Origin of the sequence: Paenibacillus sp. FSL R7-0297 (assembly GCF_038009025.1) — a bacterium.
Lineage (GTDB): Bacteria > Bacillota > Bacilli > Paenibacillales > Paenibacillaceae > Paenibacillus_AQ.
In genome coordinates this window covers 6,590,676-6,606,080 of the sequence record NZ_JBBPAQ010000001.1, presented here as the reverse complement: position 1 = coordinate 6,606,080, position 15,405 = coordinate 6,590,676, and the positions used below count along the sequence as shown (strand labels likewise).

Below are 15,405 nucleotides of genomic sequence, written 5' to 3'. Positions count from 1 at the left end.
CTCAAATAATATAAGGCCCTGATGTAATAGGTGTACCTGAGAATCTTAAGAACCGCTTGCTTCGGTGCTTCCATTACCTGCGGCCGCTGTAGTGCCGGTATCCGTAGTTGAAGCTGCTTTGGTCACAACATCGATGGAGTAGACCTGTCCGCCAAGCTCTCTCCGCTGGCCTTGGAATTCGTCGTACAGAGTGAGCTTGTAAGTGCCTCCGCTTAAGTTCTTGAACAGTGAGTTGGTAATGGTCGTTGTGTAGGAGCCATAAGTTCCTACTGCCAAATCCGTTCCAAGGGACAGCGTTTTCTCGAAATATTGTCCATACGGGTCAGTGATGTGCAGAATCAGCTTATGGTCGAATGCTCCCATCTGGTAAGTTGTATCCCGCGAGAGATTGTAGTTAAACGCCAATGCAAGACTGGTGGTGCCTGATGTAATAGTGCCTGTGGAATTTGAAATGGCCAGTGTGTAAGGATACAGGGATACAGAAGTCAGGTTGGAAGCAGGTGCAGGCACCACAGGAGCCAGTGTCAGTGCTGATGTATTCACATAAGCTGTAGCCGCAGTTCCGGCTGAAGTCAGCTTACCGTCTGCAATCCCCTGGCTGACATACAGCTGAAGGCCGTTTGTGTCAACGGCAGCCGGTATGTTAGCCCAGAAGGTAACCAGGGTCTTGCCTGCCGGACTCGTGGAACTCTCCGACTGGACCGCAGTTGCCTCGAAATACTGTCCGTCTGCGGTTTTGAATTGTCCATACAGCCGGGAGAGATCAGTCTGCCGGGTTTCTTCACTGTTCATTTCTACTTCACTGTATATGAGGTTATTGCTGGTTCCGCTGTATACAAGGGTTGAACGTTCCTTCACGCTGGCTTTTTTACCGGTCGAAGTAATCTTGAACGATTCACCTGCAGCCAAAGGCGTAATACCGCTGCTAAGCCCGTCCGTTGTGCCAAGGGAGAGGAACTGGGTAGTGCTGGTGCCGGAAGTCTCTTGCAGAATAATCTGGGCCTGGCTGAAATCAAGCGTATAGGGCACGCGGGCAAGCACCGAGACCTGCATGCTGGCTCCAGGCGCCAGAACCGTGCTGGTACTCTCCATGTACAGCTGCGAGGACGAGCTCAAATCCGTCTGATCCACTTTCAGCACACCGGTAAGTGCAGGCAGAGTAATTGTTTTGGAGGAATGGTTGCTGATGCTGACCTTAGCCTGTACGATATCTTCGCTGCCCCATGGCAGACGCTGCAGGGAATTCAGTGTGACGCCGAAGGTGCCGTAGCTGTTGGTAATGCTGTTCTCTGTAGAAATGTGAGTATTGCCTGCCAGGGAATAAGGGATTTTGAAATAGGCTACAGGCAGTATTACTTTACTTGAACTGCTGCTGCTCTCACTGCTGCCGTTGCTGCTGGTGCTGCTGCTGCTGGTGCTACTTGTGGTGGTACTGGTGCTGCTGCCCGCAGGGGCAACCATTTGCAGTTCGAGCGTATCCTGACCCAGTTCAAGCGGAACGCTGGCGGTTAGTTCAATCAGCTTCTCTTCCAGCGGCTTCAAGGTAAGGGAGCTGAACGCAGTCGTTGTTACCGGGAAGGTATAGCCTTCAGCGGATTTGACAGCAAGCTCATACGCAGGTAAAGTCACTGCTTTGGTGCCGGCATTTTTAAGGGTGAGCTGATAACTCCACACGGCGTTGCCATTGTCTGCATGCACACTTGCGTCCGCGAGCTTCATGTCTACAATATTGCTGTCGATGGAGATCTTCTTGGTATAGCCAGCCGCCACGGTGAAATCAGCTGTACCCGCAGCAGGAAGGGAATAGGAGGAGACCGGAAGATAGAGCTTCAGCCCTTCATCCAGCTTGGCGATCTGCAGCGTCATCTTGGTGACGTTCATGTAGGAGGGAATCTCAGTCATATAGTAGAGCGTCTTCTTCTCCTGAGGCTGAATCTTGTATTCAGAGCTGCTGTCATCCAGCGTGAGCGTGAAGGTAGAGCCGCCCGAGGATTTCAGGTACAGGCTGTAGCCCGGGTCTGTAAGCACCTTGGTGCCCAGATTTGTTAAGCTCAGTCCAACCTTGGCATAGACCTTGCCGTTATATTTATAGATTTGCACAGATTCAGCTTTGGTGTTGACCGGAATGCTGCTTAGTTCAACTTTGCGGATCTCACCCTTAAGGGCGGACAGCGAATAGTTAGACGGAACGGTAAAAGTACCTATACGCTGTTCATAATTATCGGAGCTGAAGTTCCAGCCGTACATGTTGACTTTAAGCCCTTTGACCGAGGCGGCTGTTCCGATATTCGCATAATATGTAATGCTGGTGCTCTGCTTCGCAGCTATCTTCTTGGTAGTGCTGTCTGCGGTGACGGGGATTCCCTTGATGATGCTGCCGCCGGTAGTCACAATCTTGGAGAAATAGTTCACCAGATTGACGCTACTGCCAGCATTGTTAGTATAAGTGAGTGTATAGGTGAGAATATTACCTCCGGTTTGGCTCTGAATGCCTACATGGCTCAGCTTCACACTAAGCGTAGTGCCGAGCTTAATCGCGCTGAGACCGGTGAGTGTGGAGACTTCCGTTACTGTGGCCGCTGTTTTGGCAGTGGCTGTACTGGCCGGGGCAGCAAACGCCGTGGTTCCCGCGATCCCCGCGAGTTGACTTGCAGCAAATGTACTGAGTAACAGCAGGACAAATGCCTTTCTTCGTTTAAGCATGAAATTCCCTCCCTGTATAAAAGCCGATACGATCCCAAAGCTGCCGCATTCAAAATAAGGACAGCTAGGCTTTTCTCAATAGGGAAAATATCAAATCCGGCTGAACGTCTGCTGAAAAAAAGCCCTTCAAACGGTGCTGAAGCTTAAAGGAAGCTTAAAGGAAGATAAAAATTAACCTAAAATTGTGCAACTTGTCAAAAGCGCTGTTTTTGCATATAATAAATAGACATATCTTCTGAACTGGAAGATCGAGTGTATTTGACACAATCCGCATAAATGCATTGATGGAGAAAAGTACGCAGTGCCTGGCTTACAGGGAGGAAGCGCCGCAGATTGAGAGCGTTTCTAAGAGAGCAGAGCTGCCGAAGTTCACTCCGGAGCAGTTCCCTGAATTCCACTCAGGTTCGCCTTGAGGGAGACAGTAGGGGATACCGGCCGCAGACCGTTATTTCTGTTAAAGTGAGACAGGTCTCCACCGCACCGAAAGAGGGAATATTGCTCTTAAGGGAAGCGCTGCAGCCGTCTAACAAGGGTGGTACCACGGTCTTTTCGTCCCTTTACCGGGAGGAAAGGCCTTTTTTTGTTGAACAATACGAGATTTAAGGGGGCAGTACAAGGCATGAAAGAGAAATTGGAAGCATTGAAGGCCGAGGCATTGGCGAAGCTGCAGGAGGTAACCGATCCGCAGATTCTGAATGATGTGCGCGTGAAATACCTTGGTAAAAAAGGTGAGCTTACTGAAGTTCTGCGCGGTATGGGCGGGCTCAGCGCAGAGGAACGTCCGGTGATCGGCCAAGTGGCCAACCTGGTACGCAGTGCCATTGAAGAGGTCATCGGCGCGAAGCAGGAGCTCTTCCAGCAGCAGGAAACACAGAACCGTCTGAATGCGGAGAAGGTTGATGTTACATTGCCGGGCCGCGGCCTGCCGCAGGGCGGAGTTCACCCGCTGAGCCGGGTGATCCAGGATATCGAGGATATTTTCATCGGGATGGGCTTCCAGATTGAAGAAGGACCGGAAGTGGAGACAGACTACTTCAACTTCGAAGCCCTTAACCTGCCGAAGAACCATCCGGCCCGTGATATGCAGGATTCCTTCTATATAACGGAAGACATTCTGATGCGCACACAGACTTCTCCGGTGCAGGTCCGCACCATGCAGGCTATGAATGGCGAAGCTCCGGTCAAAATCATCTGTCCGGGCAAAGTGTTCCGCCGCGATGATGACGATGCGACCCATTCCTTCCAGTTCCATCAGATTGAAGGTCTGGTCATCGGCCGTAATATCCGGATGAGCGACCTGAAGGGGACACTGCAGCAGTTCATGAAAGAGATGTTCGGTCCTACGGCCGGCATCCGCCTGCGTCCGAGCTTCTTCCCGTTCACCGAGCCGAGCGTTGAGGTGGATGTAAGCTGCTTCAAATGCGGCGGCGAAGGCTGCCGTCTCTGCAAGCAGAGTGGATGGCTGGAGATCCTTGGTGCAGGTATGGTTCACCCGAATGTGCTGCGGATGGGCGGATACGACCCTGAAGTTTACAGCGGCTTCGCATTCGGTATGGGTGCGGAACGGATCGCGATGCTGAAATACGGAATCGATGACATCCGCTACTTCTACACGAATGATATGGGTTTTGTGAAGCAGTTCAAGGGGATTTAGAGATTTGGCGGGTGTGCGGGGTGCGTGGGATTGGATACTGGCAAGCCGATGACGGCTGTTCTATAGAAATGACTGTAATAGAAGGACCGGAGGGGGATTTTGGAACTGTAGGAGCGTCAGCGTCCGCCTTTGTCACCGGATTTCAACCGCGAAGAGCGGTATAAATAAAGAAATCTGGGGACAACAGCGGCCGGAAGTCCAAATATTCTCTGTAGGAACACTGCTTTACAGGAATTTTAATAGAACGAAGTTGGCATCGTGGCTTGTTTTAGATCCGCTCCCGCGCGCCAAGCATAGGCCGGCATGGAGAGATAAATACATCTGAAACAAAAGGAAGTGTGCGAAAATGAAAGTATCAACCGCCTGGCTGGCTGATTATATATCGCTGGACGGGGTGACCGCTGATGAACTTGCGGACAAAATCACTACCGCCGGCATTGAGATTGACGGAGTTGAACGCCGTAACAAAGGGATTTCCGGAATCGTAACCGGCTATGTGAAATCCAAAGAGAAGCATCCGGACGCCGACAAGCTGAACATCTGCATCGTGGATGCCGGACAGGGCGAGGATCTGCAGATTGTCTGCGGTGCCAAGAATGTCGCAGCGGGACAGAAGGTTCCGGTCGCACTGGTTGGCGCTAAGCTGCCCGGACTGGAAATCAAGAAAGCTAAGCTGCGCGGCGTGCTGTCGCAGGGGATGATCTGCTCGGCCAAAGAGCTGGGGCTGAACGACAAGCTGCTGCCCAAAGAGCTGCAGGAAGGTATTCTCGTATTGCCTGAGAATATAGAAGTCGGCCAGGATATCCTCAAGGTGCTTGGCCTGAACGATGAAATCCTGGATTTCGACCTGACGCCTAACCGCTCCGACTGTCTGAGCATGATCGGTGCTGCTTATGAAGTGAGCGCAATTCTGGGCCGTGACCTGCAGCTGGCAGATCCGGCGGCAGAGCTTGTGGAAGCAGGCGGACGGGCAGCGGATTCCATCACTGTCAATATTGAAAATGAAGAATACTGCAGCCATTATGCTGTGCGTTATATTGCCGGAGTGAAGACAGCTCCATCCCCGCTCTGGATTCAGAACCGCTTGATGGCGGCCGGGGTACGCCCGATCAATAATATCGTCGATATCACCAACTACGTAATGCTGGAATACGGACAGCCGCTGCATGCGTTTGACGGCGATCAGCTGGCAGGCGGAACGATTGGTGTACGGTTCGCTCATGAAGGTGAGCTGCTGACAACACTTGACGGCCAGGAGCGCAAGCTGGAGCCGCAGATGCTTGTCATCGCTGACGGGTCAGGAGCTATCGGCCTGGCTGGCGTTATGGGCGGATTATCGACTGAGGTTACAGCAAATACCGTCAATATCGTATTGGAATCCGCCAAATTCGACGGCGGGACTGTACGCAAGACCTCGCGTCAGCTGGGTCTGCGTTCTGAAGCTTCCCAGCGCTTCGAGAAGGAAGTCGATCCGAATGCCGTCATTCCTGCACTTAACCGTGCGGCTGCCCTGATCGCCCGCTATGCCGGCGGCTCTGTGCATGAAGGTATTGTTGAGGCAGGCAGTGTCTCTACTGAGGAGAAAGTACTGACCCTGTCGCTGGAGAAGCTGAATCAATATCTGGGTACCGAGCTGTCTTTGCTGGAAGTGAAGACCCTATTCGGCCGTCTGCACTTCAAGTGCGGTGATGCTGCCCAGGGAATCATCGAAGTTCAGGTTCCCACGCGGCGCGGCGACATCAGCTATGATGTGGATCTCATTGAAGAGATTGCCCGCCTGTACGGATATGACAACATCCCGACAACCCTTATTGAAGGAACTACTACACCGGGGGCACTCACCAGAGAGCAGTTCCTGCGCCGTGAGCTCCGCCGCCTGCTGGCCCTTGGCGGGTATCAGGAGGTTATGGGGTATTCCTTCATCCAGCCGGAACAGAGCAAGCTCTTCCCGGCACTTGCGGACGGCAAGCTCTCCGTGAAGCTGGCGATGCCGATGAGTGAGGAACGCAGCGTGCTGCGTACCAGCCTGCTGCCGCAGCTGCTGGACATTGCCCTCTATAACACTAACCGCCGTCAAGGCGATCTGGCGCTGTTCGAAATCGGCAATGTCTTCTTCACCGATGAAGAAGTGCTTACCCGCCAGCCGAACGAGCTGCCGGTACTTGGACTGCTGCTGAGCGGCACACGTGCTGCCAAGCAGTGGAATGTAGCGGCTGAGCCTGTAGATTTCTTCGATCTTAAGGGTGCGCTTGAAACTGTATTTGCCCATCTTGGCCTTACGGACCGCATAATCTATGAAGGGGATGCTCCTGAAGGCTACCATCCGGGACGCTCTGCTTCCGTCTACCTGCTGCAGGCTGAAGGCCGTGATAAGATCGGTACCATCGGACAGCTGCATCCGGAGCTTCAGCGACAGATGGATCTGGAGGATACTTATGTAGCTGAAGTGCTGCTGCAGCCGCTCTATGATGCGGCGCGCGCCCAATTACAGTACAGTGAGCTTCACCGCTTCCCTGGGATGGAACGGGATATTGCGGTAGTAGTAGACGCAGAGGTTCCTGCAGGGCACCTGATAGCTTCCATCCGTGAACATGGCGGAACACTGCTGCAGAATGTGCAAGTGTTCGATGTCTACACCGGCGGCAAAATGGAAGCTGGAAAGAAGAGCGTAGCCCTCTCGCTGCTGTACCGTCATACGGACCGTACACTTACCGATGAAGAGGTTGTGGAAGTGCATGACAGAGTCGTTTCTGCTCTGGAGCAAACTTTTGGCGCAGAATTAAGAAAATAGCAGGAATTGTGCAAAGCCGCAGCGAATCCATTTAGAAACCGATTCGCTGCGGCTTTGCTGTACCCTTGTGAAGTACAGAGTCCGGTTTAAATCTATGAAATGAACACGTTTTTTTGCCAAAGGTTAAGGAATAACGCTACAATAGCAGTAAGGAAATCAGCTTAGAATCCGCACACATACAAAGGAGGGCACAACTGTGGCTATGGACCGGACTCGTGTCGCCGTGGAGATATACGGAACTTCCTATAAACTTGTCGGAAGCAGCACTGAATATATGAAGCAGGTTGCCCGTTATGTCGATGAGCATATGCGTGCAATATCCAAATCACATTCCAGACTGGATACCCCGCGGATCGCGGTGCTTGCAGCTGTACATATGGCAGAGCAGGCTATCCAGGTTCAGGATTTCAAGAATGAATTGAATATGCTGACCGGTGAACGTACCGAGCTGCGCGTGGAGGTGTCACGCCTTCAGGAGGCGCAGCGCGAACGGCAGGAAGAATACGAGAAGCTTGAAGCGGCCGCCAAGGAAGAAGCGGCACGGCTGATTGCCGCCGTGGAAGAAGAACGCGCAAGGCATCTGGACCTGCAGGAGCAGGAGCGTCAGATGCACGCACAGCTGCTGGAGGAAGAAAAGCAGGCTGCTGCTTCCAGCCGCGGGCAGCTGACAGATGCACTGCAGGCGCGCGAAGCAGAGCTCAAAGCGCTGCGGGAGACTTACGAAGCAGAGCAGGCTGCAAGCCGCGAAGCTGCAAGACAGGAGCTGGAAGCGGCTGAAGCGTTACGGCTGCAGCAGCTTGAAGAGCTGAAGGCTGCTCATCTGCAGGAGCTGGAGCAGCTCCGGGAGACACTGACCCGGGAGAAAGCGGAGACGTTGGCAGGTCTGGAGCAGGAGCTGATCCAGACCCGGGAGTCTATGGGCAGTGAGATTGTTGAGATCCGTACCACCTTGAGCAAGGAGCTCGCCGATACCAAGGCGACGCTCACCAGTGAGCTCAGCGGAGAGCGCGAAGCGCTTGAGAAGGAGCTTGCCAAGAATAAGGAGCTGCGGCAATCCCAGGGGACGCAGGAGCACAGGCACAAGCAGCAGCTTCAGGAGCTGGAGAAGCAGCTTGCTGAGCTGCGCGGCGGAACCGGGCAGCTGCAGTCCCGGCTGCGCGCGGCGGAAGCCGGGCTCAAGGGCGAGCGCGATGCGCGCCTGACGCTGCTTGCGCAGTACGAAGCTGTGCTGAAGCGGGAAGAGCAGCTTGGCGAAGAGCTGCGCCTTGCGGCAGAGCAGGGGCAGCAGCATAGCGCAGAGCTGGAGGAAGTGCGCAAGCGTTACGTGCAGGCGCAGGATGAAGCAGCGGGACTTAACAGTGCGCTGCAGGAAACAGCGGACAAGCTAAGTGCGGCGCTGGAAGAACTGCAGACTGCCAATGAGCTCAGCGGTCTGCTGAATGATGAGCTGGAGGGGTTACGCCAGCGTTATGAGCTGACGCAGGAAGAAGCGTCGTCTCTGCGCAAATCTCTGCGGGAGACGACGGATAATCTAAGCCGGACACAGGCGGAATTTGACCGTACCGCGCTCGAAGCAAGCTCCTGGCAGGAGCTTGCGAACAAGCATATGGAGGATATCGGCGAGCTGGAGATGAACCTTCTGGAAGCCGGCGAGAAATCGGCAGCGCTGCAGCGTGAAGTAGAGACCCTCCGCGGACAGGCGGATGGAATGGTGCAGCAGCTTGACCTGGAGGCCCAGCTTCGTGCTGAGGCGGAGCAGGAAGCTGCCCTTCACCAGGAAGCGGCAGAGGCAGCCCATAAGGAACTGGCGGCGCTGCGCGGCCGCTACGAAGAGCTGATCGCCCAGTATGATGAAATTCTGCAGGATGGCGAACAGCTGAAGGAACGTTATGAGCTGCTGGAAGCCGAAGGCGAGGAAGCTGCGCGGCGTCTGGAAGAGCTGTATGAGGCAGGCCGCGAAGCTGCCGCAGCGGCGGCGGAGCAGCAGGAAGCGCTCCGCGAGACCAGGGAGTACGAAGCTTCATGGAAGCAGAAGTACGAAGAGCTGAAGCAGCGCGAGCAGCAGTGGAGCGAGCAGGAAGCGAAGCTGCGTGAGGAGATTGAGATCTGGCAGCAGGAAGCCGGGGACGCTGAAGCCCAGACGGAATCTGTGAGCCGCTCGCGCAGCGAGACCGTGCAGCAGCTTGGGGAGATCGGCGAGAGCTACGAGCTCGTCCAGGGCCAGCTCCGTCTGGTTCAGGCCCAGTTCGAGCTGCAGCAGGGTGAGCTGGACAAGCTCTCCCAGGAGCACCGCAGCCTGCAGGCGGAATATGCCAAGCTGCAGAGTGAATATAATGAATGGATTCAACTGATCGAACAGGACAGTTGAATGGCGGATGCATTAACGAAAGAGCTGTTTTAAGCAGGAGACTGCTTGGAACGGCTCTTTTGCTTAGTAGGGGAAGTCCAACCGGGTCCACCGGAAGTGGATGATAAGGTGATTCAAAGCAACCTTGATTTCTTCGGAAGCGGACCAAAGGGCGGGCATGAAGAGCCGAAGTACCCTGAATCCGCCAGTAGTGGGCGGTAGGCAGGTAGAGTAGATGAGCCGAATGTATGCGAATAACCGAGTACAATGCGCCTCCGAGAGGGTAGAGGTAGAAGTGCCCCTGAATCCGCCGGAGGTGGACGGTAGAGGGGACTGAGGAAATCATAAATCCCCTTTGACTCTAGCAATAGGCATGTGGAGATAAGTCAAACACTGGTGTGTCGCTTAAATCGCCATCTGGTGGGTTTGGCTGCGAATAGGCAACTCTTGCAATTAATGATTCAGAATTTATAGGTTTAACATAATATGTTATTCATAAATTAAATATTGCAACCGTTTACAACTCGGGGTAGGATGTTGATTGAGGTGAACATGATGGATAAAAAATGGGTCAGCGGCGCGGGGGTTATTGTGCTTTTTCTGCTGCTGGCATATCTGTTTATAGACTTTGCCAATCATTCGGGCCGGATGGGCAGTATTGTCAATGAATTGAGCGGGCACTCTAGCGGGGATAATTCGGGCTATCATATTGTGCTGATCGAACAAGAGCGGTACCATCCGTACTGGGAAATGGTCGAGAAGGGCGCCAAGGAGGCTGCTGCAAAGTATGGGATCGATATCGAGTTCACCGGCCCGGTTCGCAATAACATGGAGGAGCAGATCAGCCTGCTGGAAAAAGCGATTGCCGCACAGGCGGATGCGATCATTGTGCAGGGGCTGAACGACGAGAAGTTCACCCCCGTAATTGATAAAGCCGTGAACCGGGGGATTCCGGTAATCACCATTGATACCGACGCTCCGGCGAGCAGGCGGCTGGCTTATGTAGGGACCGACAATGTTGCAGCAGGCGAGGCGCTGGGCCGTATGGTGGTTCAGACGACCGGCGGTAAAGGGAAGATCGGTGTGATCATCGGCAGCGAGCTGGCTAAGAATCAGGTTCAGCGTCTGAACGGCCTCAGTAATATTGTAAAAAATTACAGCGGTCTTGCAATTGTGGATGTCCGCAGCTCTAACATCTCACATATGGAGGCAATTCAGCAGGCAGCCGATATGCTGCGGCTTCATCCGGAGATTGATGTGATGGTCGGTACCAGCTCAACGGATGCGTTGGGAGTACTGCAGGCCTCCAAGAGCCTGAAGCGTGTTCCGATGACGATCATTGGCTTCGATAACCAGGCAGAGACCCTTGCTGCCATCAGCCGCGGGGATATCACAGGCACCGTGGCACAGCAGCCTTATCTTATGGGGGCTACGGCTGTACGGCTGCTCCATGAGCATTTTCAGGGAATGCAGCTGGAGTCCAAATACTTCACCGGGGTGAAGGTGCTGGACAAGTCTAATGTGCAGGAGGGAGAGAGCCTATGAGTATCCGCCATAAGCTGCTCATCTGTATTCCGCTGCTTGTGCTGCTGATGAGCTCAGTCTCTTTTGTGCTTTTTGAGAGCGGAAAGAACGTGCAGGAGAGCTACCATCTGATGATGAACCGGATCATGCTGTACAAGGAAGTATCCTATGAGGTAGGGGAGAATATGCGCTCCCTGAACCGTTTCATTATGCAGGTGGACGCGGACAGCTTCCCTGAGGTGCAGAAGCATCTGAGCGCAGTGCAGGAGCTGCGGGCGAAGCTGGACGGAATGGCGACCATCGGGGGAAGCGGCCTTCCGCTGATGAATTACAGTCATATCATTGATACGTTTCTGGAGCAGGCCGGGCAGATGATTACAGAGATTGATGGTCAGGACTCCAACACACTGGCCGGTGCCTATATCGAGGCGGAGCAGACACAGCGGTTCATCCGCGAGGAAGCCCAGGAGCTGGTTGACCTGGAACTGGACCAGTACAAGCCGATCTATGCGGAGATTATGTCCACGACGGCCAAGCTGAACCGGCTGGGAAGTCTGCTGGTAATTACCGCAGCGCTGCTTAGTATCTGTATGGCGATCTGGCTGTCCGAGAGCATCACAGGACCTATCCGCCGCCTCGTGGCCACCGCCAAGCAGATCTCCAAGGGGAGGATGGATACGAAAGCGCCGGAGAGTGTCAACAACGATGAGATCAGCATCCTGTGCCGGGCTTTTAACGGAATGATCGACAATATCCAGGAGCTCATGAAGGAGAATATCAAGAGCGTTGAGAAGGACCGGCTGGTTAAAGAGCTAGAGCTGAAAATGCTGCAGAGCCAGATCAATCCGCATTTTCTGTTCAACACGCTGAATTCCATCGCCAAGCTGGCGTATCTGGAAGGAGCGGAAAGGACCAGCGATCTGACGGTATCGGTATCCCGCCTGCTCCGGTATAACCTGCAGAAGCTTGACCAGGCCGTCCCGCTACGCGAGGAAGTAGAGCATGTGAACGAGTATATTAACATTCAGCGGGCCCGCTTCCGTGACCGGATCTCTTTTGAGATGGATATTGATGAGCAGGCACTCGGCGGAATGATTCCCTGCCTGACTCTTCAGCCGATCTTCGAGAATGCGTTTGTCCACGGGCTGGAGCAAATGGAGGAAGGGGCGGTGTTGTCACTGTCGATCCGCTACCGCAGCGGACTTGTAGAGATTGAGATCAGCGATAACGGTGTGGGCATGAACCGGGAGACTGTAGCGAGGCTGATGGGATCAATCGAGGAAGAAGCCCCGTATTTCAGCGGTAAAGGTCAGTCCACCGGACTTGGGACACATAATGTATTCAAACGCCTGCATCTGTTCTTTGACGGGCAGCAGCTGATCGAGATTGACAGCAGTGAAGGACAGGGGACGGCGGTGCTGTTCAAAGTACCCTTCCGCCCGTCTGCCTGAGCCGCAGGTGAGAAAGGAGATAGATTACGATGTATAGACTGCTGATCGCCGATGATGAGGCGCTGGAACGGGAAGGGCTGGAGCTGATGATCCGCCATATTTTCCCGGATGGATTTGAATTTCTGCATGCCGAGAATGGACGGAAGGCCATTCAGCTCGCGGAGGAGCACCGGCCTGATATTATCTTCATGGACATTAAGATGCCGGGCATTCAGGGACTGGAGGCCGTACGGCAGATTCTCACCAAGCTTCCTTCCGCGCAGATCGTGATGATTACCGCTCATGATTACTTCTCCTATGCCAAGGAGGGGCTGCTGCTGGGAGTGCGTGATTATCTGCTGAAGCCGGCCAGACGGGACGAAGTGGCGGATGTACTGAAGCAGCTGATGACGGTGATCCAGGAGGAGAAGCAGCGCAGGAATGAGCAGCTGGAGCTGCAGGAGAAGCTGGCCCACCTGCTTCCGCTGGCCGAGAACGAACTGACAATGATGCTCATGCTGGAGCATGTGCAGGATCTGGAGCTGGAACAAGTCGCTGGTCTGCTGGAGCTGCAGTGGGCCAAAGGCTATGCGATGGTGCTGTCATTCCCCAGACATTCGGGCGCAGCTTGGGAAGAGTTCCAGCAGGGCAAGCGGGGGATCTATGAGGCGGTCAAGCAGTTTGCCAGAGCAGGGCTTGGCTGTCTGTCCGGGCCGCTAATCGGGCATCAGCTGGCGTTGTTTATCCCCTTGCCGCCGGGGCGGACCGGTTACTCACAGCGCGTCAGCTCGATGGATTGGGGGGAGCGGCTCCGCAGTCTGATGGAGCAGCGGTTCGGTCTGCCGATCAGCATAGGCATCGGCTCGATCCGCGAGGGCTGGGACGGGCTTAGCCGATCCTACCGGGAAGCGGTCCGTGTCTGTGCGGATCACCATGATTCCTTCAGCGTGCACCACTATGATGATATCATCCAGAGCTCGGGGCAGACGGCCGTATCCCTGGATGAGGAGAAGCGGCTGCTGGATGCCCTGCTGCAGCGGAGCAAGCAGGAAGCGTTAGAGCGTTTCGGTACGCTGTATGCCTATTTCGAGCAGGGCGGTGAGCGGCAGCTGCCTGTGATAAGGGGAGAGGTGACCGGGCTCCTGCTGTTCCTCGCCAGAGGGGTTCATTCTGTGGCGGGGGCGGAGATTCTCGCTTCCTTAAGTGCGGCGGAGGACCCTGTCTCCCTCAGGCTGAGCGCAGAAACCTGGCTGGAGCGGCTGATCCACAATCTGGAGCAGGAACAGGAGCATAACCGTTCCCATGTCCATCAGCGGGCGCTGCTCTATATCAGCCAGAAATATAAAGAGGATATCTCCATGGAGCAGACGGCTGAGTATGTGAACTTAAGCCCGCATTATTTCAGCAAATTGTTCCGGCAGCATGCGGGCGAAACCTTCATTGATTACGTCACACGGCTAAGAATTAACGAAGCGAAGCGCCTGATCACCGGAGATCAGCTGAACCTCAAGGAGATTTGTTACGAGGTAGGCTACAAGGACCCGAATTATTTCAGCAGGGTCTTCAAAAAAGCAGCCGGCATGACGCCAAGCGAATTCCGGCAGCAGCATGAGAAGCAGGGTCCTTGCTAATAGAGCAAGGACTTTTTTGTGCCCCTGCCCCGGATAATCCTATGAAAGCGGCCGGGAAGAATTACATTACAGGAGAGGATAACGGAATGCAGGCGGAGAGCAAGAAAGTGCTGGGAATAGCGGCTCCGGCGGAGGATGATCCATGCTACACTTTTTTTTGTAAGCGCAATCAAATATGCGGCTAATGAAAAGGGGCGTAGGGCAGAGTGAGAAAATACGGAAGAGCGATTTCACTGGGGATGGCAGCGTTAGTGCTGGCAGCGTCAATGGCGGGCTGTGGAGTAGTCTCAAACGGTGATAATCAGAAGAAGGAGACAACCGGGGCTACGAAGGACGGAGACAAAATTGTCATCGGCATGTCGATGGATACCTTGAAGGAAGAACGCTGGCAGAAGGACCGGGATATCTTTACGGCAAAAGTGGAGGAGCTTGGCGGTGAAGTGAAGGTGCTGGCTGCAAACGGTGATGATGCTACCCAGTTGAGCCAGGCGGAACAGCTGATCTCCCAGGGTGTGGATGTGCTTGTGGTTATTGCCCATAACGCGGAAGCAACGGCTCCGATCGTAGAGAAGGCTCATAAGGAAGGCATCAAGGTCATTGCCTATGACCGCCTGATCAATAATGCTGAGGTAGACTATTATATTTCGTTTGATAACGTGCGTGTCGGAGAGTTCCAGGCTCAGGCGGTCATAGATAAGGCCCCTAAAGGCAATATCGTCTATATCGGCGGTGCAGATACCGATAACAACGCCCATATGTTCAAAGAAGGGGCGATGAATATTCTGAAGCCGCTTGAAGAGAAGGGCGACATTAAGATTGTCTACGACCAGTTCTCCAAGGATTGGAAGCCGGAAGAAGCGCTGAAAAATATGGAGAATGCGCTGACCGCGAACAATAATGATGTACAAGGTGTGGTAGCAGCCAATGACGGGACTGCAGGCGGTTCGATCCAGGCGCTCACCGCACAGGGCATGGCCGGTAAAATACCGGTATCCGGCCAGGATGCTGACCTTGCTGCGGTACAGCGCATCGCTGAAGGCACGCAGCTGATGACCGTCTACAAACCGATCAACGCGATTGCAACGAAAGCTGCGGAAATGGCGATAGCAGCTGCCAAAGGCGAAAGTATTTCGACGGAAAAATCAGTTAACAACGGTAAAGTGGATGTTCCTTCTGTATTGCTCGATCCGCTTGCGGTCAATAAGGATAACCTGGACGTACTGATCAAGGATGGCTTCCACAAGCTTGAGGATGTCTACAAGAACGTTCCGAAGGACCAGTGGCCGAAACAATAAGGGCGGCCTTCGCGGCAAGCAGATGCGGCG

The 15,405-nt window shown here is 54.1% G+C and carries 8 protein-coding genes and 1 other annotated feature; of the genes, 7 read left to right on the top strand and 1 reads right to left on the bottom strand.

Annotated features, from left to right (window positions below):
• Positions 1-45 precede the first annotated feature (45 nt).
• The gene (locus MKZ24_RS28750; RefSeq protein ID WP_340789126.1) at positions 46-2,703 is read right to left on the bottom strand and encodes a hypothetical protein; all 2,658 of its coding nucleotides are present in this window, start codon (positions 2,701-2,703) and stop codon (positions 46-48) included.
• 272 nt (positions 2,704-2,975) lie between these two features.
• Positions 2,976-3,263: a binding site (T-box leader), on the top strand.
• A gap of 59 nt (positions 3,264-3,322) precedes the next feature.
• On the opposite strand from MKZ24_RS28750, the gene pheS reads away from it, so the two are divergent.
• The 7 genes from pheS (at position 3,323) to xylF (ending at position 15,375) form a co-directional block, all read left to right on the top strand.
• Complete coding sequence (gene pheS, locus MKZ24_RS28745; protein ID WP_042234103.1) at positions 3,323-4,357, top strand: phenylalanine--tRNA ligase subunit alpha; 1,035 nt, start codon at positions 3,323-3,325, stop codon at positions 4,355-4,357.
• A gap of 346 nt (positions 4,358-4,703) precedes the next feature.
• Positions 4,704-7,148 (top strand): phenylalanine--tRNA ligase subunit beta, encoded by a 2,445-nt coding sequence (pheT, locus tag MKZ24_RS28740; protein ID WP_340789122.1) that lies wholly within the window; start codon positions 4,704-4,706, stop codon positions 7,146-7,148.
• 202 nt (positions 7,149-7,350) lie between these two features.
• Positions 7,351-9,516, top strand: coding sequence for a cell division protein ZapA (locus MKZ24_RS28735; RefSeq protein WP_340790234.1), 2,166 nt, complete (start codon positions 7,351-7,353; stop codon positions 9,514-9,516).
• Between the two features lie 531 nt (positions 9,517-10,047).
• Positions 10,048-11,040: a sugar-binding protein gene (locus MKZ24_RS28730; protein ID WP_042241946.1), complete on the top strand. Its 993-nt coding sequence runs from the start codon at positions 10,048-10,050 to the stop codon at positions 11,038-11,040.
• Positions 11,037-12,470: a sensor histidine kinase gene (locus tag MKZ24_RS28725; RefSeq protein WP_340789119.1), complete on the top strand. Its 1,434-nt coding sequence runs from the start codon at positions 11,037-11,039 to the stop codon at positions 12,468-12,470. Before MKZ24_RS28730 ends, MKZ24_RS28725 begins: the two co-directional genes overlap by 4 nt.
• Positions 12,471-12,499: 29 nt before the next feature.
• Positions 12,500-14,080, top strand: coding sequence for a helix-turn-helix domain-containing protein (locus MKZ24_RS28720; protein WP_052416142.1), 1,581 nt, complete (start codon positions 12,500-12,502; stop codon positions 14,078-14,080).
• Between the two features lie 239 nt (positions 14,081-14,319).
• Positions 14,320-15,375: a D-xylose ABC transporter substrate-binding protein gene (gene xylF, locus MKZ24_RS28715; RefSeq protein ID WP_340790233.1), complete on the top strand. Its 1,056-nt coding sequence runs from the start codon at positions 14,320-14,322 to the stop codon at positions 15,373-15,375.
• Positions 15,376-15,405: the final 30 nt, after the last annotated feature.

Bases quoted from the DNA above. Each gene is read 5' to 3' on its own strand.
- MKZ24_RS28750 (WP_340789126.1), bottom strand. From the start codon at position 2,703: ATGCTTAAACGAAGAAAGGCATTTGTCCTGCTGTTACTCAGTACATTT.
- pheS (WP_042234103.1), top strand. From the start codon at position 3,323: ATGAAAGAGAAATTGGAAGCATTGAAGGCCGAGGCATTGGCGAAGCTG.
- pheT (WP_340789122.1), top strand. From the start codon at position 4,704: ATGAAAGTATCAACCGCCTGGCTGGCTGATTATATATCGCTGGACGGG.
- MKZ24_RS28735 (WP_340790234.1), top strand. From the start codon at position 7,351: ATGGACCGGACTCGTGTCGCCGTGGAGATATACGGAACTTCCTATAAA.
- MKZ24_RS28730 (WP_042241946.1), top strand. From the start codon at position 10,048: ATGATGGATAAAAAATGGGTCAGCGGCGCGGGGGTTATTGTGCTTTTT.
- MKZ24_RS28725 (WP_340789119.1), top strand. From the start codon at position 11,037: ATGAGTATCCGCCATAAGCTGCTCATCTGTATTCCGCTGCTTGTGCTG.
- MKZ24_RS28720 (WP_052416142.1), top strand. From the start codon at position 12,500: ATGTATAGACTGCTGATCGCCGATGATGAGGCGCTGGAACGGGAAGGG.
- xylF (WP_340790233.1), top strand. From the start codon at position 14,320: ATGGCAGCGTTAGTGCTGGCAGCGTCAATGGCGGGCTGTGGAGTAGTC.